At 60.0% G+C, this 23,460-nt stretch carries 21 protein-coding genes and 1 riboswitch; of the genes, 12 read left to right on the top strand and 9 right to left on the bottom strand.

Annotated elements, in window-relative coordinates:
- Window positions 1–638: 638 nt before the first annotated feature.
- Window positions 639–872: a hypothetical protein gene (locus HB680_RS30540; RefSeq protein ID WP_213942011.1), complete on the bottom strand. Its 234-nt coding sequence runs from the start codon at window positions 870–872 to the stop codon at window positions 639–641.
- A gap of 205 nt (window positions 873–1,077) precedes the next feature.
- On the opposite strand from HB680_RS30540, the gene HB680_RS30545 reads away from it, so the two are divergent.
- Window positions 1,078–1,662: a YajG family lipoprotein gene (locus tag HB680_RS30545; protein ID WP_123509216.1), complete on the top strand. Its 585-nt coding sequence runs from the start codon at window positions 1,078–1,080 to the stop codon at window positions 1,660–1,662.
- Between the two features lie 179 nt (window positions 1,663–1,841).
- Here the strand turns inward: HB680_RS30545 and HB680_RS30550 are convergent, their stop codons facing one another.
- The gene (locus HB680_RS30550; RefSeq protein ID WP_054045634.1) at window positions 1,842–2,048 is read right to left on the bottom strand and encodes a hypothetical protein; all 207 of its coding nucleotides are present in this window, start codon (window positions 2,046–2,048) and stop codon (window positions 1,842–1,844) included.
- Between the two features lie 173 nt (window positions 2,049–2,221).
- Here HB680_RS30550 and HB680_RS30555 point away from each other — a divergent pair, with 173 nt between their 5' ends.
- Window positions 2,222–2,506 (top strand): hypothetical protein, encoded by a 285-nt coding sequence (locus HB680_RS30555; protein WP_213942012.1) that lies wholly within the window; start codon window positions 2,222–2,224, stop codon window positions 2,504–2,506.
- A gap of 114 nt (window positions 2,507–2,620) precedes the next feature.
- Here the strand turns inward: HB680_RS30555 and HB680_RS30560 are convergent, their stop codons facing one another.
- Window positions 2,621–3,784 (bottom strand): 1-acyl-sn-glycerol-3-phosphate acyltransferase, encoded by a 1,164-nt coding sequence (locus HB680_RS30560; protein WP_213942013.1) that lies wholly within the window; start codon window positions 3,782–3,784, stop codon window positions 2,621–2,623.
- Window positions 3,785–3,926: 142 nt separating this feature from the next.
- Here HB680_RS30560 and HB680_RS30565 point away from each other — a divergent pair, with 142 nt between their 5' ends.
- Genes HB680_RS30565 through HB680_RS30575 form a run of 3 tightly spaced genes read left to right on the top strand, consistent with a single transcriptional unit; the run spans window position 3,927 to window position 5,038 of the window.
- On the top strand, window positions 3,927–4,109 hold the full coding sequence (locus tag HB680_RS30565; protein WP_213942014.1) for a CPXCG motif-containing cysteine-rich protein: 183 nt from the start codon (window positions 3,927–3,929) through the stop codon (window positions 4,107–4,109).
- 9 nt (window positions 4,110–4,118) lie between these two features.
- Window positions 4,119–4,379, top strand: a complete 261-nt coding sequence (locus tag HB680_RS30570; protein ID WP_054045627.1) for a DUF2007 domain-containing protein — start codon at window positions 4,119–4,121, stop codon at window positions 4,377–4,379.
- Between the two features lie 35 nt (window positions 4,380–4,414).
- Window positions 4,415–5,038 carry an SOS response-associated peptidase gene (locus tag HB680_RS30575; RefSeq protein ID WP_213942015.1) on the top strand — a complete coding sequence of 208 codons (624 nt, stop codon included), beginning with the start codon at window positions 4,415–4,417 and terminating at the stop codon, window positions 5,036–5,038.
- Between the two features lie 188 nt (window positions 5,039–5,226).
- Here the strand turns inward: HB680_RS30575 and HB680_RS30580 are convergent, their stop codons facing one another.
- Window positions 5,227–7,368: a methyl-accepting chemotaxis protein gene (locus HB680_RS30580; RefSeq protein ID WP_213942016.1), complete on the bottom strand. Its 2,142-nt coding sequence runs from the start codon at window positions 7,366–7,368 to the stop codon at window positions 5,227–5,229.
- A gap of 263 nt (window positions 7,369–7,631) precedes the next feature.
- On the opposite strand from HB680_RS30580, the gene HB680_RS30585 reads away from it, so the two are divergent.
- A complete protein-coding gene (locus tag HB680_RS30585) occupies window positions 7,632–8,450 on the top strand; it encodes a M48 family metallopeptidase (protein ID WP_213942017.1) in 819 nt (272 codons plus the stop codon).
- A gap of 152 nt (window positions 8,451–8,602) precedes the next feature.
- Here the strand turns inward: HB680_RS30585 and HB680_RS30590 are convergent, their stop codons facing one another.
- The 3 genes from HB680_RS30590 to HB680_RS30600 form a co-directional block, all read right to left on the bottom strand.
- Complete coding sequence (locus HB680_RS30590; RefSeq protein ID WP_213942018.1) at window positions 8,603–9,187, bottom strand: TMEM165/GDT1 family protein; 585 nt, start codon at window positions 9,185–9,187, stop codon at window positions 8,603–8,605.
- Between the two features lie 89 nt (window positions 9,188–9,276).
- A riboswitch (yybP-ykoY riboswitch) is annotated at window positions 9,277–9,399 on the bottom strand.
- Window positions 9,400–9,439: 40 nt separating this feature from the next.
- Window positions 9,440–10,438, bottom strand: coding sequence for a class I SAM-dependent methyltransferase (locus HB680_RS30595; RefSeq protein ID WP_213942019.1), 999 nt, complete (start codon window positions 10,436–10,438; stop codon window positions 9,440–9,442).
- Window positions 10,439–10,470: 32 nt separating this feature from the next.
- Window positions 10,471–11,436, bottom strand: a complete 966-nt coding sequence (locus HB680_RS30600) for a 2-hydroxyacid dehydrogenase (RefSeq protein WP_213942020.1) — start codon at window positions 11,434–11,436, stop codon at window positions 10,471–10,473.
- Between the two features lie 246 nt (window positions 11,437–11,682).
- Here HB680_RS30600 and HB680_RS30605 point away from each other — a divergent pair, with 246 nt between their 5' ends.
- A complete protein-coding gene (locus HB680_RS30605) occupies window positions 11,683–12,312 on the top strand; it encodes a LysE family transporter (RefSeq protein WP_054045614.1) in 630 nt (209 codons plus the stop codon).
- A gap of 95 nt (window positions 12,313–12,407) precedes the next feature.
- On the opposite strand, the gene HB680_RS30610 is transcribed toward HB680_RS30605, so the two are convergent.
- Window positions 12,408–13,181 carry a helix-turn-helix transcriptional regulator gene (locus HB680_RS30610; RefSeq protein WP_213942021.1) on the bottom strand — a complete coding sequence of 258 codons (774 nt, stop codon included), beginning with the start codon at window positions 13,179–13,181 and terminating at the stop codon, window positions 12,408–12,410.
- A gap of 85 nt (window positions 13,182–13,266) precedes the next feature.
- Between HB680_RS30610 and HB680_RS30615 the strand changes: the two genes are divergently transcribed.
- The 5 genes from HB680_RS30615 to HB680_RS30635 all read left to right on the top strand — a co-directional run bounded on the left by HB680_RS30615 (window position 13,267) and on the right by HB680_RS30635 (window position 22,982).
- Window positions 13,267–14,451: an MFS transporter gene (locus HB680_RS30615; protein ID WP_213942022.1), complete on the top strand. Its 1,185-nt coding sequence runs from the start codon at window positions 13,267–13,269 to the stop codon at window positions 14,449–14,451.
- 147 nt (window positions 14,452–14,598) lie between these two features.
- On the top strand, window positions 14,599–16,281 hold the full coding sequence (locus HB680_RS30620) for a fatty acid--CoA ligase (RefSeq protein WP_213942023.1): 1,683 nt from the start codon (window positions 14,599–14,601) through the stop codon (window positions 16,279–16,281).
- Window positions 16,282–16,627: 346 nt separating this feature from the next.
- The gene (locus tag HB680_RS30625) at window positions 16,628–18,517 is read left to right on the top strand and encodes a DUF1302 domain-containing protein (protein ID WP_213942024.1); all 1,890 of its coding nucleotides are present in this window, start codon (window positions 16,628–16,630) and stop codon (window positions 18,515–18,517) included.
- A gap of 28 nt (window positions 18,518–18,545) precedes the next feature.
- A complete protein-coding gene (locus HB680_RS30630; RefSeq protein ID WP_213942025.1) occupies window positions 18,546–19,910 on the top strand; it encodes a DUF1329 domain-containing protein in 1,365 nt (454 codons plus the stop codon).
- Window positions 19,911–20,243: 333 nt separating this feature from the next.
- Entirely contained in the window at window positions 20,244–22,982 is a 2,739-nt protein-coding gene (locus HB680_RS30635; RefSeq protein WP_213942026.1) for a LuxR C-terminal-related transcriptional regulator, read from the top strand.
- A gap of 92 nt (window positions 22,983–23,074) precedes the next feature.
- Here HB680_RS30635 and HB680_RS30640 read toward each other — a convergent pair.
- On the bottom strand, window positions 23,075–23,460 hold a 386-nt coding region (locus HB680_RS30640; protein WP_213942027.1), incomplete at its 5' end, for a M10 family metallopeptidase C-terminal domain-containing protein.

Raw genomic sequence — 23,460 nt, forward strand, 5'->3', positions numbered from 1 at the left:
CATGTCCGAATCTTCGCAATTTTTCGCAACTTCGACGGACGTTACCGGTTGGGTTAATGAGCCCTATGAACTCACTTCAACGCGCAACTGGCAATTCGACTTATGGTCGAGACATCCGTTTGTGCAACCAAATCCGTAGCGGACAGGCTTCAGGCTCCGGTATTTGAGGTGTACCCGGTCCTGTGTCGTTGGGCTGTTTCAGACGCTAATGGTGCATGTTCAGACGCAAAACTATTCATTTGCTCGCCACACTCTTGTGAAGTTGTGAAAACCCGTTTTTTTCACGCTCTTTTGAAGACGTGAACCTCAAAAAAGGGCTGTCCCAGCCTGGCACCGTGCCCGGGTGAATTGCCGCCATGGGGTACATGACAGGCAAAACGGGCAAACAGCTCAGTGACCGAGCGTAATGACAGCTCTGCAGATTCGCGAAAAGTGGGGTTTTTGCTCAAGGAACAGCAAGCGCGCCAGCTTCACTCGATCTGTGTGGGCGGCTCTCTGTGGGCGGTGCGGGGTGCCAATACCGAGGCATTGACGATGCTGCGAGGCCCGATCAGGAGACGTCCTTATAATCGGGGGGAGATTGTATCTAAGAAACGCAGGGAAATGGTCGTGATTAATGACTTTTATTAGGCGTCTGGTCAGATGGACAACAGCGCCTGTATCCGTGAGCGAGGCTGATGCTGGCGAACACGGGCGCTCGGGGGCAGGGGATGGTGCAGCCAGTTGAGGCGGATTTCTTCGATTTCGACCCAGCCGTCGCCCATGGGTTGCAGGCTGCATTGCTTGAACGCCTGGCAATGACCGTTGTGATCGAGCAGGGCAAAGCAGCGATGCAGCGGGCGTGGCGCGAACAACGAGATGAGATAACGCATGGCGAAGTACCTTGTGGGGTGACTGCTGTGAAGGTTGCCATCGGGCCGTGACGTGCCCGTGTATGGGCGATGACAGGTGTGTGACAGGAACCGGCGTGTGCGGGGTTTGTCAGAGATTTCAGCAATCGTTGCGAGACGCTAGTTCGCGACGATGGCCCACCGCTATACTGCGGGCCTGTTTGTGCCTGATTCTGGAGAGAAGAGCATGTTGCAACGCCTGTTGTTCGGTTTGATCACTGTGACCGGTTTGACCCTGGCCGGCTGCGCCCACAGCCCGCAACAACTGAGCCCGGAACCGAAGCTGACCACTCAGCTCGCGCCGGTTGGCCATGGCCAGCAAGTGGTAGTGCGTGTGGTGGACGGTCGTCCGTCGCCAACCCTGGGCACTCGTGGTGGTCTGTACCCTGAAACCAGCGCAATCACTGTGCAAGGCGCGCAGATCCTGCCGAAGCTGCAAGCCCAGGCCGAAGCCGCCGTGCGTTTGCTGGGTTTCACCCCGGTATCCAACGGCATGAACGCGCCGCAGTTGACCGTGACCCTGGCCGAACTGAAATATCAGTCGCCTAAAGAAGGCATGTACGTGACTGAGGCCACCATCGGCGCGACCTTCCGCTCCGATGTGCAGAATGCCAACCGTCGCTACAGTGGCCGTTACGGTGCATCCCTGGATCAGCGTTTTGGTATGGCGCCGAACCAGGAAACCAACACCAAACTGGTCAGCGATGTGTTGAGCGATGCCCTGACGCGGTTGTTCAAGGACCCGACAGTGGGTCAGATTCTCGGCGAGTAACCTTTCGCGAGAAGCAAAAAAGCCCGGCGCCAGTGATGGCCCCGGGCTTTTTCATGAACGTACACCAAACCCCTGTGGGAGCGGGCTTGCTCGCGAAGGCGGAGTGTCAATCGACCTCCATGCAACTGACACACCGCTTTCGCGAGCAAGCCCGCTCCCACAAGGGGGGGACGGTGTTGTCAGGCCGCTTCGGAGTAGAAATCCAGCACACTCACGCCCGTCAGCAAATCCGTCTCCGGCAAGTCCGCATGTTGATGCCCGCCGAGTGCGCAATACACCAGCCAGTGACGGTCCTGGACATTGAAGGCAAGGCTTCCAACGAGGTTTTGCTGTTCGTCGCTTTGTGCGATCAGGTAGAGGCGGTCCTGGTTTTCGGCGTGCAGCATGGTGTGCTCAGTGTCGGTTTCGAGGGGCGACAGACTGGCGCATTCAGATGACGATGGCGTGACGCAGGGCAGGAATCGGCCAAGTGGTTCGTTTTTTGTCGCAAGCTTTCGGTAGAATCCGCGCCGCAGTCGTCGGTCCGGCGCCTGCCACCTTAGTTTTGCCGAGGTCCGTGATGTCGTTGCATTTGATTTCGTTGTTTACCAACCATCCCGCCAAGTTGATCAACCTGCTGGCCTTGCTGCTGGCGTTCCCGGGCAGTTGGCTGTTGCATGCCACCCGGCGCCGCGAACAACGCGCGTTGGCGGTGCTTGAGGCGGCGACCCAGAACCGGCGTATCGATGACGCGACGTTGATGCTCGATGGCGCCACCCAACGCATGAACCGGTTTTTCTACCGCTTCGGTTTTGCCTGCCTGGGCGTGGCGTTGATCGTTTCGTGGATCAGCACGCGCTTCTGAATCGCTGAAAGCAAAAGATCGCAGCCTCGTTGCACTCGACAGCTCCTACAGGATGAATGCGATCCCATGTAGGAGCTGTCGAGTGCAACGAGGCTGCGATCTTTTGATCTTGCCTTAAAGCGGCAACCCAGCCTTCACCCGATACTGATTCCTCACCGGCGTCGCATATTGCAACACCAGGAACGGCCGATGTTCCTCAGGGCAAGCGTCCAGACGGCGCTGCCATTCTTCCTGGGCCTTGGCCAGTTCATCCGCCGCAAACACGTCGGCGGCTTTCGGCACCAGAAGCTGCGGATCAGCATCCTTCCACTGCGCATACGCCAGGTAGTGCACCGGGAACAACCGGTAACCGCCGAGAATCTGCTGGTCCATCTCGATCGCCAATTGCTTGGTGTCATCGAACAGCTCGGTGATCGGCTTGGCGAAGTTCACGTGGACCCGGCCCTTGTAGCCGGTGATGCCCTTGGCGATGCTCACGTCGTCTTCGCCCGGCACTTTGGTGTAGCTGCCGGTGGTGGCGCGGATGAACAGTTCGCGGGCCTTGGCCTGGTCGCACGGGTCGTATTCGTAGCTGATCGACACCGGGGTCACGTTCAGCGACTGAATGACCTCGCCGAACGGCTCGTCCTTGCGGCTCATGTGGAACATCTTGAGGATCGCCGACTCGGTACGGTCGTCGCCGTCCTTGGCCCGGCCTTCGGCCTGGGCGATCCAGATCGAAGCGCAATCGTTGCGGATCGAGTGGTTGATATAGGCCGACAGCAGTTGATAAGCGGCCATCTTCTCGCGGCGACCGGTGATCGAACGGTGCACGATGAAGCTCTTGTTCAAACGCATCAAATCGCTGACAAACGGCTTTTGCAGCAGGTTGTCGCCAATGGCGATGCGCGGGGTCGGCAGGCCGGCGTGGTACACGGCGTAGTTGACGAAGGCCGGGTCCATCACGATATCGCGGTGGTTGGCGATGAACAGGTAGGCGCTGCCGGACTTGAATTGCTCGACGCCGGTGTAGGTCACGCCGTCGGTGGCACGCTCGATGGTGTGGTCGACGTAAACCTCGACTTTGTCCTGCAACGTGGCCACCGAATTGACGCCGGCGAACTCACGGCGCAGCCGATGAGCTATAAGAGGTTTGAGCATCCAGCCGAAGGCACCGGCATAACGCGGGAAGCGGAAGTGAATGAGGATGTCTAGAAATGCCTTGTCGCCGAGCAGCCGGTCCAGCACTGCAGGGACTTCGCTGTCGTCGTAAGGTCGGATGGCATCGAATTCGCCCATCATGCTCTCTTGTTAGAAACGGCTAGGGTAAGTAAAGGTTTTGATCGAAAACCAACGGGGCACGGTCTGAAAAGGTAGCCAGACAAAAATAGCCCTGCAAATAGACCGGCGATTATACGCACAAGTCACCTGGGAGACCGCGATGCTGGAAGCCGCACTGTATGAATGTCCGTATTGTGGTGAAGAGGTTGAGACCACGGTGGATTTGTCCGGGGGTGATCAGACCTATATTGAGGACTGTCAGGTGTGTTGTCGGCCGATCACGTTTGTGTTGCAGGTTGACGGAGAGGAATGGCATCTCGAGGTTTTCAGCGAAAACGAGTGAGGGGCGCCCATGCAGCGAATCTACGAACCGGAAAACCTGATGGAAGGCGAGTTGCTGCAAGGAATGCTGGCCAGCGAGGGCATTGAGGCGCATCTGGTGGGGCGGGATCTGCTCGGTGGCACCGGCGAATTGCCGATCTTCGGCCTGCTGGGGTTGTCGGTGGATAACGATCAGGCCGAATACGCCCGGGAGCTGATCACCGCCTACAATGCTGCGCTGCCGATGCCGGGTGATGAACCGGAAAGTTTTCCCGGCACGCTGGTCTGTTAGGCTGACGTTCGTTTGATCAAGAGTCGTGTTGCCCCATGTGTGGACGTTATGCCCTGTTTCGCTGGAACCCCGCCTTCGCAGCCCTGCCTGGCTTTCCTGCCGATCAGCAGGCCCAGTGGAATATTTCCCCCAACGATTCGGTGTTGATGTTGCGTGCCGGCACTGAGGGTCAGCGCGAATTGGCCCGTGCCCGCTGGGGCCTGACGCCGCCGTGGCTGACCGATCTGTCGCGCACGCCGGCACATGCCCGCGCCGAAACCGTCGCCGAACAACCGATGTTTCGCCAGGCCCTGCGCGAGCGCCGTTGCCTGTTGCCGGCCAATGGTTTCTACGAATGGCGCGGCACCACGCGCAAGCGTCCGTATTGGCTGACACCGGGGGAGGGCTCGGCGCTGTTTTTCGCGGCGATCTGGGAAGCGTATCCGGTGCAGGAGCAGGTGTGGCTGAGCACGGCGGTGATCACGCAACCGGCGGCGAGTCAGCGTCGGCCGTTGATTCTGGACGAGGCGGGGCAGGCGGCGTGGCTCGATCCCGAGACGCCGTTGCACGTATTACAGGGGTTGCTGGCCAGTGAGCCGGCGGCGTTGCGCGAGCGAGTGTTGGCGAATCTGGTGAATGATCCGAAGTTGAATGGGCCGGAGTGTCTTACTCCGGGTTGAGGTCTGTGTCTGGTTCAAAAACCACCCCTCACCCCAGCCCTCTCCCCACGGGGGAGAGGGGGAAAGGGAGCCGATCTTCATGCTTTTCAAAACCTGCGTTCGGCGCGATATTTCAGGTCGCAAAATTTCTTTTAAACACCTCGGTCAGTCCCCTCTCCCTCCGGGAGAGGGTTAGGGTGAGGGGCTCGTCAGACCTTGAACTGATTGATCAACCGCCGCTGCTGCTCAGCCAATTTGGTCAAATCCGCACTGGCCGCGCTCGATTCATCCGCGCCGCCCGCCACTTCATTGGCCACCTGCCCGATATTGATCACGTTACGGTTGATGTCATCAGCCACCGCGCTCTGTTCCTCGGCCGCACTGGCAATCTGTGTATTCATGTCGTTGATCACCGACACTGCCTGAGTAATCGTCTCCAGCGCTTCGGCCGCTTTCGCCGCATGCTGCACGCTTTCGTCGGTACGGTTCTGACTGTCTTCCATGACCCGCACCACATCGCGGGTGCCTTGTTGCAACTGCTGGATCATGGTCTGGATTTCTTCGGTGGCTTTCTGAGTCTTCTGCGCCAGGTTGCGCACTTCATCAGCCACCACCGCAAAACCACGGCCCTGTTCACCGGCGCGCGCCGCTTCAATCGCCGCGTTCAAGGCCAGCAGGTTGGTTTGTTCGGCGATGCCGCGAATGGCGGTGAGGATCGCGTTGATGTTCTCGCTGTCCTTGGCCAGGGTTTGCACCACGGCCACCGCTTTGCCGATTTCCACGGCCAGCACGCCGATTGAATTCGATGTATCGCGCACGATCTGCATGCCTTGGGCCGCGGCCTTGTCCGCATGGCTGGCGGCTTGCGCGGCCGACGTTGCATTGCGCGCCACGTCCTGGGCGGTCGCGGTCATTTCATGCACCGCCGTGGCCACTTGATCAATCTCGGCCATTTGTTTGTGCACGCCGATGTTGGTGCGGATGGCGATGTCGGCGGTGTGTTCCGACGAATCGCTGACACTCTGCACCGACGTCACCACTTGGGTGATCATCGCCTGCAACTTGGCCAGGAACGTATTGAAGCCTTTGGCGATCGAGCCCAGTTCGTCGGCGCGGTCGCTGGTCAGGCGGCGCGTGAGGTCGCCTTCGCCCTGGGCGATGTCGTCGAGCATGGCCACCATTTGCTTGAGCGGACGCGCGATGCCGTGGCCCACCAGCCAGATCACCAGCAAGCCGATACTGGCGATCAGCAGGCCAACCATGGCCATGCCAAACGTGTCGGATTTGCGTTGTTTATCCAGGTCGCCCTGCAGTTTTTGCAGGTCCGCCATTACCGCGTTCAGCGGCAGTTGCAGCATCAGGGTCCAACGCGCGTCGGTCTGGCCGATGCCGAAGGGTAGGTACAACTCGATCCGGCCATTGGCCTTGTCGACGGTGTAGGTCACTTCGCCGCGCTTGAGATTGGCCATGTTGGCAATCTGCTGGCTGTCGAGGATGTCGCTGACCTTCTCGCCGAATTTGCTCGGGTCCTTGGTGTAGGCCACGATCCGGCCGTTGCCGCCGATCAGCGCCATCACGCCGGAACCGCCATACAGTTTCTGGTTGGCGCCCAGGAGCATTTCCTGGATGAAGTTCACCGACAGGTCGGCGCCGACGATGCCCTGAAAGGCGCCGTTGAGCATGATCGGCTCAATAAAGGAGGCGAGCATGACGATTTTGTCGCCGACCTTGTAGGGCGCAGGATCGATCACGCAGGATTTCTTGGTTTCTTTCGAGCACAAGTAGTACTCGCTGGCGCGCACGCCGGTGGACAGGGTTTTCTGGTCGTCGACGTCCACCAGTTTGTCCAGGCCCAGGCTACCGTCCTCGTTGCGGAACCACCACGGCAGGAAACGCCCGTTGCTGGCGTCGATGCCGACCACTTTGGTGTCAACGTAGGCCGCGTCATTGTGGTCCAGTGCGTTTTTTTCCCAGCCGATGTAGGTGCCGAGAATTTTCGGATTCCTGGTGACGTTTTGCTTGATCAGGCTGATCAACTGCTCACGGTTGAGGCTCAGTTGCGGCTGGCCGTCGGCCCCTGGCGTGCCGATCAATTCGTTGATCCGCACCAGTCCGCCGGCAATCAGCAGTGGCGCTTCGAGTTCGCGCTGAATCTGACTGACCTGGGTTTGCGCCAGGGAAGTCAGGCGTTGTTCGATGACTTGCTCGAACTGCGCCTGGGTCCGTTCCTGGACCATGTCTTGCGTCCGCGCACCGGAAAACAGCGCATACAGCACCAGGGCCGCCACGACACTGAGGACGATGGCACCGGCAAGGGCCGCTACGGAAAACTGGATCGACTTGAATTTCATGGGTGCTCCGCACGCAAGAGGACGTCTGCGCTGTTGTATCGGCCAGGCAATTGGAGTCCATGAGCGGGTCGTGGCGAAATGACTGTTTTGGAGCGCTGGATGTCGCAAATGAGGCATTGCGCGCGCGGGGTGCGGGATTGTGTGAATTTTTTCCTACGAAGATCGGCGTCTTTTCTGAAAGTAGCGTGCAACACGTCTGTTGTATCTGGCGCCGATACAATTCCGCGCCTAGGATACGCGGCATGTTTTCAGGGAGCTATTTGATGAACAAGACATTGGTTGTAAGTGCTTTGAGCGCAGCATTGCTGCTGGCCGGTTGCCAGTCGGTCAACACCACCAGCGGCGGAGCCGTCGGGGTTGAGCGCAAACAGTACATGTTCAGCATGTTGTCCTCGGATGAGGTCAACCAGATGTACGCCCAGTCCTATCAGAAGACAGTAGGCGAGGCGACGAGCAAAGGCGTACTGGACAAGACCAGTACCGAAGCCAGGCGCGTCCAGGCGATAGCCGATCGGCTGATCGCCCAGGCGCCGAATTTCCGTCCGGATTCGGCCCAGTGGAAGTGGGAAGTCAACCTGATCAAGAGCGATGAACTCAATGCCAACTGTGGTCCGGGCGGCAAGATCATTTTCTACACCGGGCTGATCGACAGCCTGAAACTCACCGACGATGAAATCGCCGCGGTCATGGGCCATGAAATCGCCCACGCCCTGCGTGAGCACGGTCGTGAAGCCATGTCCAAGGCCTACGGTATCGAAATGGCCAAGCAGGGCGCCGGCGCCTTGTTCGGTCTGGGGCAGGACAGCCTGGCCCTGGCCGACACCGTGGCCAATTACGGCATGACCTTGCCGAACAGCCGCGCGAATGAAAACGAGGCCGATCTGATTGGCCTGGAGCTGGCGGCTCGCGCCGGCTACAACCCGAATGCCGCGATCACCTTGTGGAACAAGATGAGCAAGGCGTCGGAGGGTTCGCCGCCGGAATTCATGAGCACACACCCGGCGTCGGCCAGTCGTATTTCTTCGTTGCAGGCGGCGATTCCTAAAGTGATGCCGCTGTACGAGAAAGCCTCGAAATCCTGATGGTTATTTGGCGGGGCTGATGGCGCCTTCGCGAGCAAGCCCGCTCCCACAGGGGATTTTTTGTGACCACAATATTTGTGAACACTGGAGATCCAATGTGGGAGCGGGCTTGCTCGCGAAGAACGATCACACGGTGCTACTGACCAAGCGCGTCAAATCCACCCACTGCTCTGCATCGCCTTGTACACCGCGACAATCGCCAATACGAAGAACGCCGACGCTGCCAGTCGACGGATCAACGTCAACGGCAGTTTGTCCGCCGCAAAGTTACCGGCCAGTACCACCGGCACGTTGGCAATCAACATACCGGCGGTGGTGCCGATGATCACCAGCCACAGGTCCGGGTATTGCGCGGCGAGCATCACCGTGGCGACCTGGGTCTTGTCGCCCATTTCGGCGAGGAAGAACGCGATCAACGTGGTGAGGAACGGCCCGAACTTGCGAGCGGTGCTGGCTTCATCGTCGTCCATCTTGTCCGGCACCAGGGTCCACAACGCGGTCGCGGTGAAACTCGCGGCGAGGATCCAGTGCAGCGTCGCATTCGAGAAGAAACTGCCGAACCAGGCACCTACCGCACCGGCTGCCGCGTGGTTGGCCAGGGTCGCGGCGACAATGCCGGCGATGATCGGCCAGGGTTTGCGAAAGCGAGCCGCAAGAATGAGCGCGAGCAGTTGCGTCTTGTCGCCGATTTCGGCCAAGGCAACGATTGCGGTGGGTACGAGAAGTGAATCCAGCATCAGGGTTTTCCTAAGGGGCGGGTCGACACGGCTATGACACGTACAGCCTTCCCGCCCCGGGTAAGGTGTTCGTGTCATAGGTCTTGTCAAACCCTGGCGATCCGTCTGTGCGGACGCTTGGGTCGCATACGCCATGGTCTGTTGACCAAGTATGTTGACGTATGCCGGACGAGCATGGCGCTCGTGGGAGACTACTCCCCTAGGACGGAGCGGATTCTGCCTAGGCAAATCCGATTGGGCAAGAACAAATTTCTAGCCGCGTTTGGCTCGGTAGATTCTGAAACCCTGTCCTTCGGCCTTGATCGCGCACACCCCAAGGTGCTCTTCGATCAGCGGCTGATACTTCAGGAAGCTGTTGGCGACCAAGCGCAGTTCGCCACCGTTTTTCAGATGTTTAGCCGCTTTTCGCAGCAAGTTCTCGGTCGCAAAATAATCGGTATGCACGCCGACGTGGAACGGCGGGTTGCTCAAAATCGCGCTCAAACCCATCGGCGCCGCATCGATACCGTCACCGGTAATCACCTCGGCTTCCAGACCGTTGGCGGCCAATGTCAGACGACTGCTGGCGGCGGCAAACGCATCCACATCGAGCAACGTCACCTGATTGTGCGGATAACGCCGCTTGACCGCCGCGCCCAATACGCCCGCGCCGCAACCGAAGTCCAGCAAATGGCCGCTCGGCAACTTGTCCAGATGTTCGAGCAACAAGGCGCTGCCGCGATCCAGCCGACCATGGCTGAACACGCCCGGCAGGCTGATGACTTTCAACGGGCCTTCGGCCAGTGGCAGTTCGTATTCCTGGGCCAGGCTTTCCAGCGATTTGGCTTCTGGCGCATTGGCCACGGTGACCAGCCACAGCTGGCAATGCCGCGCGCTGTCGAGCTTGCGCGGTTTGCCAAACGGGTTCAGTTGCTTGGCCGCGCCTTCGATACCGCTGCGCTTTTCACCCACCAGATACAACTCGCGACCGGCCAGCCGAGAGGCGAGGGCGTTAAGGATGTAGTCGGTCAGGTCCTTGGACTTGGGCAGGAACACCACGGCGGTGTCGAACTCGCGCTCGGGTGCATTTACGCCAAACTGACTGCGCTCGGCAAAGCGTGCATCCAGCGCTGCTTGATCGCCGGCGTGCCAGCACCAGCCGTGGGCGTCGGGCAGGCGACCGAGCAAATCGTCGGCGGGTAAACCGGCCAGCAACACCGAACCCTGGAATAACTCGGCCTGACGAAGCAGTACTTCACTGCGCGGATCCATACTCTGCTCCTTGAAAAAAGTGCGGCAGTTTATCAACTGACGACCCGCAGCGCTGTACCGCTGAAGAACGCCAGAGCGTTTTCAGTCAACTGGCCAACGATCCGCTGACGCGCCTCGCGACTGCCCCAAGCGTTGTGCGGGGTGACAATCAAGCGAGGGATGTCAGCGGCCAGCAGTGGATTGCCGTTGACCGGCGGCTCGACACTCAGCACATCCGTGGCCGCACCGCCCAAGTGACCGTTACGCAAGGCATCGGCCAACGCCTGCTCGTCGATCAAGCCACCGCGAGCGGTGTTGACCACGAAGGCACCGGGTTTCATCGAGGCCAGCTCACGGGCGCCGATGAAGTGGCGGGTGTGTTCGTTGAGCGGGCAATGCAAGGTCAGGGCGTCGATTTGCGGCAGCAGTTCATTCAGTGGCAAACGATCCGGGCGGGCAGGGCGGCCGGGAATCTGCCCCAGCAACACACGCATACCGAAGGCTTGCGCCAACCGCGCGACGGCGCCGCCCAGTTCGCCGTGGCCGAGCAGGCCGAGGGTTTTGCCTTCGAGTTCGACGATCGGGTAATCCAGCAGGCAGAACTGTTTGGCCTGCTGCCAGCGACCTTCGCCGACGGCTTTTTGGTAATCCGCCAGACGTGTCGCCAGGTTCAGCAGCAGCATGATCGTGTGCTGAGCCACCGACGGCGTGCCGTAGCCCTGGCAGTTGCAAACGGTAATCCCGTGGGCGCGGGCGGCGGCCAGATCGACGTTGTTGGTGCCGGTGGCGGTGATCAGAATCAGCTTGAGTTCAGGGCTGGCGGCGATGGCGGTTGCATCGATCAGGATCTTGTTGCTGATCGCAACAGTGGCGCCCTTGAGGCGTTCGATCACCTGGTCCGGCGTGGTCTGGGCGAACAATTGCAAGTCGCTGAAACAGTCGCGCAAAGGCGTCAGGTCGAGGTCGCCCAGATCCAGTGACGGATGGTCGAGGAAAACGGCGCGGCGAGAGTTCGTCATCAACTGTACCTTTTGTGCAATGAACTGAAGGCGTAATCTGCCGAGCCTACCAGATGAAACATATGGTTACGCACTACCGGACTGAGCGCTGACCCCTTGTGGGAGCGGGCTTGCTCGCGAAGGCGGTGTGTCAGGCAACATTTACATCGACTGACACGCCCTCTTCGCGAGCAAGCCCGCTCCCACGGGGGATGGCTTCAAACCTGTGAATTTTCAATTTGACCGATCTGCCCCAGAGGAGCCCCCATGTACTGGACAGAATTCTTGACCGTTGCCCTGATTCACCTGCTGGCCGTGGCCAGCCCCGGCCCGGACTTTGCCGTGGTGGTGCGTGAGAGCGTAACCCACGGTCGACGTGCCGGGACCTGGACCGCATTGGGTGTGGGCACGGCGATTTTCCTGCATGTCGGGTATTCGCTGCTTGGCATTGGCCTGATCGTGTCGCAGTCCATCGTGCTGTTCAACGCCTTGAAATGGGCCGCCGCCGCGTACCTGCTGTACATCGGCTTCAAGGCCTTGCGCGCGCAACCGGCCAAACCGGTGACTGACGACCTGCACAAGGAAGTCGGTGAGCGCACCGCCCGTGGTGCTTTCACCTCGGGTTTCGTGACCAATGGCCTGAACCCGAAAGCCACGTTGTTTTTCCTGTCGCTGTTCACCGTGGTAATCAACCCGCACACACCGCTGGCGGTGCAGGCCGGCTACGGAATTTACCTCGCCTTTGCCACGGCGCTGTGGTTCTGCCTAGTGGCCAGGCTGTTCAGCCAACAACGGGTACGCGCCGGTTTCGCTCGCATGGGTCACTGGTTCGACCGGACCATGGGCGCGGTGCTGATCGCCATCGGTGTGAAACTCGCGTTTACCGAGATGCATTGATAAAACGCGGACCCTTGTAGGAGCTGCCGAAGGCTGCGATCTTTTGATCTTTAGCGTCATCGAAAACGCCAAAAGATCGCAGCCTGCGGCAGCTCCTACAGAAGCGGATTGAGTTCGCTCAATTTGTTCAGTGCGTTCAGGTATTCCCGGGGATTTTCCCCAAGCAAACGGCGAAACATCGCGCTGAACGCCCGGGCGCTGCCGTAGCCCAGATCCCGCGCCACGCTCTGCACGCTTTCCCCGGCGAGCAGGCGGGGCAGGGCTTCCATCAGGCGCAGTTGTTGGCGCCAGGCATTGAAATTCATCTGCAGTTGTTGCTGGAACAGCCGCGCCAGGGTGCGTGAACTGGCGCCGACCTGCTGTGCCCAGTCTTCCAGGGTGTTGGGGTGATCGGGTGTGCGCAGCAACGCGAGGCAGATGCCTTGCAGGCGACGGTCCTCGGGCATCGGAATGTGCAGGGGAAGGTTGTCCAGGCCGGCGATTTCTTCGAGCATCAGGCTCTGAATCAACGGGTTTTCCGCGTGTTGCGGACCTTGCACCGCGCGCAGGATCAGTTCGCGCAGCAACGGCGTGACGGCCAGCACACAGCACTGTTGCAGGCTCGGCGGCGACAGTTCGGCGGCAATGAATAGCGAGCGCATGCGCACCTCGCCCGACATGAAAATCTCATGTTCCACAAGCGGCGGAATCCACACCGCCCGGGTCGGCGGAATGACCCACGCGCCTTGCGCCGTGACCACACGCATGGTGCCGTACACCGCATAGAGCAACTGCGCTTCGCGGTGTTGATGCAGTTCCTGATGAGCACCGTCCACGTAATCCCGTGGGTAGGCGCTGACCGGGCCGTGCAGGAAATGGCTGATTAACATGTCAGATCCGATGACTTTGTTGTCAGGAATACGCTTTTTCGCCAACTTAGCATAAGCCGCTCACTACAACGTAAAGCGTGCCGCGATGAACCAGTCCAGAAATGTCATCCGCTACATCAACGCAGCCCATGTGATCGACCACATGTTCATGCTGATTTTTCCCGCCGCCATCCTTGGCATGACCCAGGCTTTCGCGCTGGACTACGCCGCGCTGATCGGCCTGTCACTTGGGGGCTTCATTGCCTTTGGCGCCTGTTCGCTACCGGCCGGTTGGCTGGGGGATCACTGGAGTCGGCGGCAAATGATCCTGGTGTTTTTCTTCGGCATCGGCGCTTCGGCGATCTTTACCGGGTTGAGCAACAGCGTACCGATGCTGGTACTCGGCCTGACGCTGATCGGGATTTTCGCCGCGATCTACCACCCGGTCGGCACTGCGATGTTGGTGGCCTACGCGCAGAACCGTGGCCGGGAAATCGGTATCAACGGCATGTGGGGCAACCTCGGCGTGGCGTTTTCGGCATTGATCACCGGGTTGCTGGTGGCGCAATTCGGCTGGCGTTCGGCATTCATTCTGCCGGGCGTGGTGGCGATTGCCCTGGGCATCGGCTTTGCCTTGCAGGTGTGTGAAGAGCCGATCCCCAAACGTCCCCACTCACCGCTCAAAGGCGCGGCCGGCCAGCGGATTTCCATGGTCATGGTGTTCGGCGTACTCGCGCTGGCCACGGCCACCGGCGGCGTGGTGTTCAACGCCACGACCATGACCTACCCCAAACTGTTTCAAGAGCGCCTGCACGACCTGTTCGCCTCGCCGCAAACCCTGGGCGTCGTGGTCAGCCTGGCGTATGCCTTCGGTGCCGTAGCACAGTTGAGCATTGGCCGAATCTTGCATCAGTTCAGCCTGAAATGGCCGTTCATCGTGTTGACGCTGTGCCAGGCGCCTCTGCTGTTCGGGTTGGCCTACGTCGACGGCTGGGCCGTGATTGCGCTGGGCGCGGCGTTCATGTTCGTGGTGTTTGGCCAGGTCACGGTGAATGACGCGATGGTCGCCAACTTCGTCGCGCCGCAATGGCAATCCCGGGTCTTCGCCCTGCGTTACTGTTTATCCTTCGGCGCCAGTGCGACGGCGATTCCGCTGATTTCGTTTGTCGAACCGCGCCAGGGATTTGTAGGGCTTTACCTGATATTGGCGGGTTTCGCGGTGTTGACCTTCGTGGCTGCACTGGTTTTCCCACGGACCCCGTCTGAGGCCGCTGTAGGACAAACGGCATAACCGGTGATGAAATCCTGCAAGTGCTGGCGCAAAGCTAGCATTTGTATGGTTGTGCAAATCATACCTTTGGCTGATTTAGCTGCGGTATAACGGCTCTAGAGTGCTTATCTCCAAAGCCAAGACCGTGCAGTCAGAAAAGGGATTCTTATGTTGCAGACTCGCGTTATCCCGCCAGCCGAAGGCGCCTACCAGTATCCGTTGCTGATTAAACGACTGCTGATGTCCGGCGCTCGTTACGAGAAAACCCGCGAGATCGTGTACCGCGACCAGTTGCGCTACAGCTATCCGACCCTGATCGAACGGGTCGCACGGCTGGCCAACGTGCTGACGGCGGCCGGGGTCAAGGCTGGCGATACCGTGGCGGTAATGGACTGGGACAGCCATCGTTACCTGGAGTGCATGTTCGCCATTCCGATGATCGGCGCGGTGATCCACACCATCAACGTGCGCCTGTCACCGGAACAGATCCTCTACACCATGAACCACGCCGAGGACCGCTTCGTGCTGGTCAACAGTGAGTTCGTGGGCCTGTACCAGGCCATCGCCGGGCACCTGACCACCGTCGAGAAAACCCTGCTGCTGACCGACCTGCCGGAAAAAACCGCCGACTTGCCGAACCTTGTCGGCGAGTACGAGCAGTTGCTGGCCGCTGCGAGCACGCAATACGACTTCCAGGATTTCGACGAAAACTCCGTCGCGACCACTTTCTACACCACCGGCACCACCGGCAATCCGAAAGGCGTGTACTTCACTCATCGGCAACTGGTGCTGCACACCCTCGGCGTGTCGACCATCATGGGCGCCATCGACAGTGTGCGGCTGTTGGGCACCAACGACGTCTATATGCCGATTACGCCGATGTTCCACGTGCACGCCTGGGGCTTGCCATACGTGGCGACGATGCTCGGGCTCAAGCAGGTTTATCCCGGCCGCTATGACCCGGAATACCTGGTGGAGCTGTGGCGCAAGGAGAAGGTCACCTTTTCCCATTGTGTGCCGACCATCCTGCAAATGGTCCTCAACGCCAAAGCGGCGCAGAACACCGATTTCGGCGGCTGGAAAATCGTCATCGGCGGCAGCGCGCTGAACCGCGCCTTGTACGAAGCCGCCAAGGCCAAGGGCATTCAGTTGACGGCCGCCTACGGCATGTCGGAAACCGGGCCATTGGTTTCGTGCGCTCACCTCAATGACGAGTTGATGGCCGGCACCGAAGACGAACGCACCACGTACCGGATCAAGGCCGGCGTGCCGGGGCCACTGGTGGAGGCGGCAATCGTCGACACTGACGGCAATTTCCTGCCCGCCGATGGCGAAACCCAGGGTGAACTGGTACTGCGTGCGCCGTGGCTCACCGAAGGCTATTTCAACGAGCCGCAGAAGGGCGCCGAGCTCTGGGCCGGCGGCTGGCTGCACACCGGCGACGTGGCGACCCTCGACAGCATGGGCGTGATCGACATTCGCGACCGGATCAAGGACGTGATCAAGACCGGCGGCGAGTGGATCTCGTCCCTGGACCTCGAAGATTTGATCAGCCGTCACGTAGCGGTACGCGAAGTAGCAGTGGTGGGCATCGCCGATCCGCAGTGGGGCGAGCGACCATTTGCCTTGCTGGTGATCCGTGAGGGCCATGTGATCGGGGCCAAAGAACTCAAGGAACACCTCAAGCCGTTCGTTGAATTGGGGCACCTGAGCAAGTGGGCAATCCCGAGCCAGATCGCCCTTGTTACTGAAATTCCCAAGACCAGCGTCGGCAAGCTCGACAAGAAGCGTATCCGCCTCGACATCACCGAATGGCAGGCTAACAACAGCACCTTCCTCTCGACGCTTTAAGCGCGTCCTGACCTCCACTGGCGTGCCCGAAAAGGCACGCCAGCCCCACCAAGCAAGCGCTTGGCTTGTGAAATCCGAATTTTCAGCCATCCTTGCCGTGCCGACATGTGTCGGACTGGCGAAAGGACTGTTCCAGAGTGGCCGGCAGCTGCAAATCACACTTTAGAGGGATCAAGCAGTACTACCTGCTGGCTATAGTCCGCTCAAGGATTTTTAAGAACGGAGCAAACGCACAAACGGGGCGATGCACATTGGGATTGAATTCGGGACGCCTTGGCTTCCGGTCATCCACAACGTTTTTAAAAGTACTCACTGCCATAACAATAATGCACATGGAGTAGCGTCGATGACATCAGTAAACCAGTTCTGGCGCCGGGCGAAACTGCCCCTGGCGGTCAGTCTCGCCTCTTCGCTCGCCGGGCCTGCATTCGGCGTCAGTTTCAACGTCGGTGAAATCGAAGGTCAGTTCGACTCATCCCTGTCGATCGGTGCCAGTTGGTCTACTCAGAGTCCCAACAAGAACCTCATCGGCGTCAACAATGGCGGCCACGGCCTGTCGCAGACGTCCGATGACGGTCACGCAAACTTCAAGAGCGGGGAAACCTTCTCGAAAATCTTCAAGGGCATCCACGACCTTGAGTTGAAATACGGCGATACCGGGGTCTTCGTCCGTGGCAAATACTGGTACGACTTTGAACTCAAGGACGAAAGTCGGGAGTTCAAGGACATCAGCGACCACAACCGCAAGGAAGGCGCCAAATCCTCCGGCGGGCAGATCCTCGATGCCTTCGTCTACCACAACTACTCCATTGCCGATCAGCCGGGTTCCGTGCGTCTGGGCAAGCAAGTAGTGAGCTGGGGTGAAAGTACCTTCATCGGCGGCGGCATCAACTCGATCAACCCGATCGACGTGTCCGCGTTCCGTCGTCCGGGTGCCGAGATCAAGGAAGGCCTGATTCCGGTCAACATGTTCTACGTGTCCCAGAGCCTGACCGAAAGCCTGTCGGCCGAGGCCTTCTACCAGCTCGAGTGGGACCAGACCGTCGTCGACAACTGCGGCACGTTCTTCTCCCAGCCAGATATCATTGCCGACGGTTGCGACAGCAACCTGCGCGTGCTGAACAAGCGTTCGCAGATTCCAGCCGTTGCGTTGGGCCCATTGGGCGGCGCCGGTGTCGACGTTAACGAAGAAGGTGTGCTGGTGCGTCGCGGTCCGGATCGCGATGCCCGTGACAGTGGCCAGTGGGGCGCGTCCCTTAAATACATGTTCGACCCGCTGGACACCGAGTTCGGCGCGTACTTCATGAACTACCACAGCCGTGCGCCGATCTTCAGCGCCACGGGGGCCCCGCAGTCGGTCTATAACACCGCGCGTGCGTTGCCAGGGCCGTTCGCGGCACTCGCGCCACTGTTGGTGGCAGGCAACTCGCAATACTTCGTCGAATACCCGGAAGACATCCGTCTGTACGGTTTGAGCTTCTCCACCACTCTGCCTACCGGTACGGCGTGGAGCGGTGAACTCAGCTACCGTCCGAACGCGCCGGTGCAACTGAACTCCACCGACATCCTGTTCGCCGGTGTACGTCCGATCGGTGGCGCCTTGTCCAACGCGTCCTTGCTGACCGGCGTGCCGGGCCAGGACCTGCACGGCTATCGCCGTAAGGAAATTACCCAGTTCCAGACCACCCTGACGCACTTCTTCGACCAGGTCATGGGCGCGAGCCGTCTGACCCTGGTGGGCGAAGTGGGCGTGACCCACGTCGGCGGCCTGGAAAGCACTTCCGATGTCCGTTACGGCCGTGATCCGGTCTACGGTCCGGGTGAACTGCCAGCCACTGGTACTGCCGATACCTGCGCCAACATCCTCAATGCCAGCACCATCAATGGCGCCGGTCCAGGTTCGCCACAGAACAACCGCAGCCGCAACTGCACCAACGAAGGCTTCACCACGGCGACCTCGTGGGGTTATCGCGGTCGGGCCATCTGGGAATACAACGACGTGTTTGCCGGCGTGAACCTCAAGCCGAACGTGGCCTGGTCCCATGACGTCAGCGGTTACTCGCCAGGCCCTGGCGGCAACTTCGAGGAAGGTCGCAAAGCGGTGAGCCTGGGTGTCGATGCCGAATACCAGAACACCTACACCGCAAGCCTGGCCTACACCAATTTCTTTGATGGCAAGTACACCACCGTGGATGACCGTGACTTTGTCGCGCTCAGCTTCGGCGTGAACTTCTAAGCACTGCTTTTTCAGGACGAACACACCTATGAAAATAACAAAGAGTCTGTTCCACGCCGGTGTTCTGGGGCTGTCGCTGCTGGCGACAGGCGTCATGGCCGCGGTGCCTGCCGCTGAAGCGGACAAGCTGGGCAAGAGCCTGACCCCGATGGGCGCCGAGATGGCGGGCAATGCCGACGGTTCGATCCCGGCCTGGAAACCGATGGCCAAAACGGCCGGCTCCGTTGACAGCAAGGGCTTCCTGTCCGACCCGTACGCCAGTGAAAAGCCGCTGTTCACCATTACCGCGCAGAACGTTGACCAATACAAAGAGAAGCTTGCCCCGGGCCAGTACGCGATGTTCAAGCGCTACCCGGAAACCTTCAAGATGCCGGTCTACCCGTCCCATCGCGGTGCCACCGTGCCGGATGACGTGTTTGCCGCCATCAAGAAAAACGCCACCAACACCAACCTGGTGTCCGGCGGCAACGGTCTGGAAAACTTCGAAACCGCCGTCCCGTTCCCGATTCCGAAAAGCGGCGTGGAAGTCATCTGGAACCACATCACCCGCTATCGCGGCGGCAGCGTGACCCGTCTGGTGACCCAGGCCACGCCACAGCCGAACGGCTCGTTCAGCCTGGTGTACTTCCAGGACCAGTTCGTCTTCCGCGATAAAATGAAGGACTACGACCCGAAAAACCCGGGCAACATCCTGTTCTACTTCAAGCAGAAAGTGACCGCGCCGGCACGTCTGGCCGGTGGCGTGCTGCTGGTGCACGAAACTCTCGACCAGGTGAAGGAACCGCGTTCGGCGTGGGTCTACAACGCCGGTCAGCGTCGTGTACGTCGCGCTCCGCAAGTGTCCTATGACGGGCCGGGTACCGCCGCCGATGGCCTGCGTACTTCCGACAACCTGGACATGTACAACGGTGCGCCGGATCGCTACGACTGGAAACTCGAAGGCAAGAAAGAGATGTACATCGCCTCCGACAGCTACAAGCTCGACGATCCGAAGCTGAAATACGCCGACATCATCAAGGCCGGCCACATCAACCAGGACCTGGCTCGTTACGAGCTGCGCCGGGTCTGGCATGTGGTTGCCACCCTGAAGGAAGGTCAGCGCCACATCTATGCCAAACGTGACTTCTACATCGACGAAGACACCTGGCAGGCTGCGGTGATCGACCATTACGACGGTCGTAATCAACTGTGGCGCGTTGCAGAAGCCCACGCCGAGAACTACTACGACAAGCAAGTGCCGTGGTACGCCCTGGAAACCTTGTATGACCTGCAATCGGGTCGCTACCTGGCGCTGGGCATGAAGAACGAAGAAAAATCGGCGTATGACTTCGGCTTCACCGCCACCACCAGCGACTTTACCCCGGCCGCACTGCGTCAGGATGGTGTTCGCTAACACGCCGTAGACAGAGGCCGCATCCTCGAAAAACGCCCCGACTGGTTCGGGGCGTTTTTTTTGCCTGGCTGGAAAGGTGTGGTGATTGCGCTGGCCTCTTCGCGAGCAAGCCCGCTCCCACATTTAACCGAGTTCTCCCGGAAGAATACGGTCGAGTGTGGGAGCGGGCTTGCTCGCGAAGGGGACGACACGTTCCATCAGAAAAACCGCTGACATCTTTGCATGTAGTCTTTTTGTAGCCATTTGTAGCAACTACCTTCAATACCTCTTCGTTTACCGCTAGTCTGCGGACATCTGCAACGCCGCCAACAGCATTTCAAACAAGAGCCGGCCATGACTGATCTGTCCCCACTTCCGGGTCCTGCAAACGTTGCCGTCGCGGCACTGGACGGGCGTTTCTTCCGGCCCCCGCTGCCTGACGGCCATGTGCTGCGACCCCGCCTGTGCGAGCGCCTGAGTGCGGGGCTGGGTGGTCGGTTGCTGCTGGTCAGCGCCCCGGCGGGGTTCGGCAAGAGTTCGCTGGCGGTGGAGTTCTGCCAGGGGCTGCCGGCGCATTGGCAAAGCCTCTGGTTGGGCTTGAGCCCCCGGGACAATGATCCGGGCCGCTTCCTTGAGCGTCTGCTTGAAGGTCTTCAAGACTATTTCCCGCAATTGGGCAGCAAGGCACTCGGGCTGCTGAAAATGCGCCAGCGCCATCAACCGTTTGCCTTCGAAGAATGGCTGGACGGTTTGCTCGATGAACTGGCTGTGCACCTGTCGCCGAGTACACCTTTGTTACTGGTGCTGGATGACTATCACTTGGCCCAGGGGCCGGTGCTCGATCGCTGCCTGCAATTTTTCCTCAATCACCTGCCCGACGGCCTGCTGGTGATGGTCACCAGTCGGCAGCGTCCCGACTGGCATCTGGCGCGACTGCGGCTGTCGCGACAACTTCTTGAACTGCATGAGCAGGATCTGCGCCTGACCCATGACGAAGCCCTGACCCTGCTTGATCGCCACAGCAGCTCATTGCGCGGCGAGGCCCTGGAAAACCTGATCCAGCGCAGCGAAGGCTGGGTGGCCGGCCTGCGGTTCTGGCTGCTGGCGGCGTCTGAAGCCGGCAGCGAGGGTGCATTGCCGCAGTCGCTACACGGCGGGGAGGGGCTGATTCGCGACTACCTGCTGGAAGAAGTCATCGATTGTTTGCCTGCCGAAGTGCAGTCATTCCTATATGACACCGCGCCCCAGGAACGTTTTTGCAGCGCGCTGTGCGACGCCGTGCGCGAGGCCCATGACAGCGCGGAAATCCTGCGCTTCCTGTTGGCCCACCAGGTTTTCCTGGTGCCGCTGGATGAGCACGGTCACTGGTATCGTTATCACCATCTCTTTTCCGACTTGTTGCGCACGCGACCCAAAACCCAGGCCCTGGTGCCGGCAGCCAGCCTGCATTTGCGTGCCTGCCGCTGGTTCAACGCCCAAGGGTTGCTCGACGAGGCCGTGGAGCAGGCCTTGCGCGCCGGTCACCTGGACGTTGCGGCCAACCTGGTGCAAAACCTGTCGGAAGAACAACTGCTGGCGGAGCAAAACGTCGGCATGCTGCTGCGCTGGAAAATGGACTTGCCCGACAGCCTGCTGATCAGCACACCACGGCTGATCGTGCTCTACAGCTGGGCACTGGGGCTGGCCTGTCAGCTGGACGCTGCCGAAGAGCTGGCCAATCACTTGAGCCGTTTCCTGCCGGCGCCATCGGCCACGGCGCAGAAGTCCATGCTGGCGCAATGGCTTGCCCTGAGCGGCATCATCGCCCGAGGGCGCGGCAATCGTGAATTGACGCTGCTCTATTGCACCGAAGCGCTGGAGAGCCTGCCGGCCAAACGTTACGGCCAGCGACTGATGTGCCTCTCGACCTTGTCCAACCTGGCCATCGCCGATGGCGACTTGTGGCGTGCCCGGGGGTTGAACCGGGAGTCCCTGGAGCTGGCGCAGCGCGTCGGCAATCCATTGTTCGAGGCTCTGGCCCATTACGATCGTGCCCGGGTGTTGCAGGCGCGAGGGGAAATTCTGCGTTCGCTGGATGAAGTTCACCAGGGTCTGCAACGCCTGCAGGGCTTGTCGCCACAACGGCTGTATGCGGTGCGGGCCCGTCTGATCTTGTATGAAGGCTTCCTGCTGGCCCTGCGCTTGCAGCCAGAGGCCGCGCGCTTGCGTTTGCAGGCTGGTTTGAGCGAAGCCCGGGCCTGTCGCGATATCAGCGTCTTGATCGGCCATTGTGTGATCGCCAGGCTGGAGGGCAGCCGCGGCGAATTCGCCAAAGCCTTCGCCGAACTGGCCGAAGCCGAACGACTGATGCACATCTGGGACGTCCCGCCGATCTACTACCTGGCGATGATCACCTTGGTCAAATGCGAACTTTGGCTGGCCCAGGGCCGCACCGACCTGGCCGAAGCCTGGCTCGTACGCTTGGGCCAGACCTACAACGGCGAACGCGCCGCCGCGCCGCCGGAATTCCATCCACAGCTGCCACTGCACATCGAACTGCAACAAGCGCTGCTTGATGTGATTCAGGGCCAGCCGATGCTGGCGGAAGGGCGATTGAATGCGCTGCTGGAGCACGGGCAGCAAACGGGCCGGCAGATGCTCAGTGTGATGGCGCTGACGCAGAAGATTACGTTGTTGCTGGCGGGTGGACGCGAGCCAGAGGCGCGCAAGGCGCTGGCGCAGGCACTGGAAGCGGCGGCGGGTGGTGTGCTGCAACCGTTTGACGGATTGTTAGCCGAACATTCGGATTGGATGCGCGGGCAACTTCAACTCTGTGCACCGACAACGGTTTCGCAAAACCTTGTCGACAAACTGCCTGCCGCAATCTCACGTCCGGCGTTGGAGATATCCACAGGCGCGGAAACCCTCAGTACCCGTGAGCTGGCGGTCCTGCGATTGATCGCCCAAGGTTGCTCGAACCAGGAAATCAGCGATCAGTTGTTTATTTCCCTGCACACGGTGAAGACCCATGCCAGTCATATCAACAGCAAGCTTGGGGTTGAACGCAGAACCCAAGCGGTGGCGCGGGCCAAGGATTTGGGCGTGTTGGGTTAACTGAGACGTTGCGCACAAAAAAAGGCGCCCCGGGCGTTTTTTTTGGCCCCGGCCTGCTTCACAGGCCGGGAGCCGTTTTTGCGATGAACGCCTCAGACCACCAGATCGTGGGCGCTGAAGGTATTCACACCCACCAACTGAATCTCGAAGTCCGGGCCAGCATTGCCGCTGACATTGCCTGAAAGTACATGGTCGACGAAGCGTAGTTGCCCAGCGCCGCTGAAGTCATTGGCGCCGATGAAGTTGAAGCCGTTGATGCCAGCGGTAAGCAGATTGGCGTCGAAGTGGGTCAGATCGATCTTGTCACCCTGCAGGCTGTTGAAGTCGGTGATGATGTCCCGCAGGTCGCCAACTCCCGTTTCGTTCCAAGCGTTGAAGGTGAAGACGTCTGCTCCATTGCCCCCAGTCAATGTGTCGGAGCCCAAACCCCCGATGAGTGTGTCGTTACCGTCTCTGCCATCAAGCACATTGTTGCCGG

Source organism: Pseudomonas sp. dw_612, from assembly GCF_018449725.1.
Lineage (GTDB): Bacteria > Pseudomonadota > Gammaproteobacteria > Pseudomonadales > Pseudomonadaceae > Aquipseudomonas.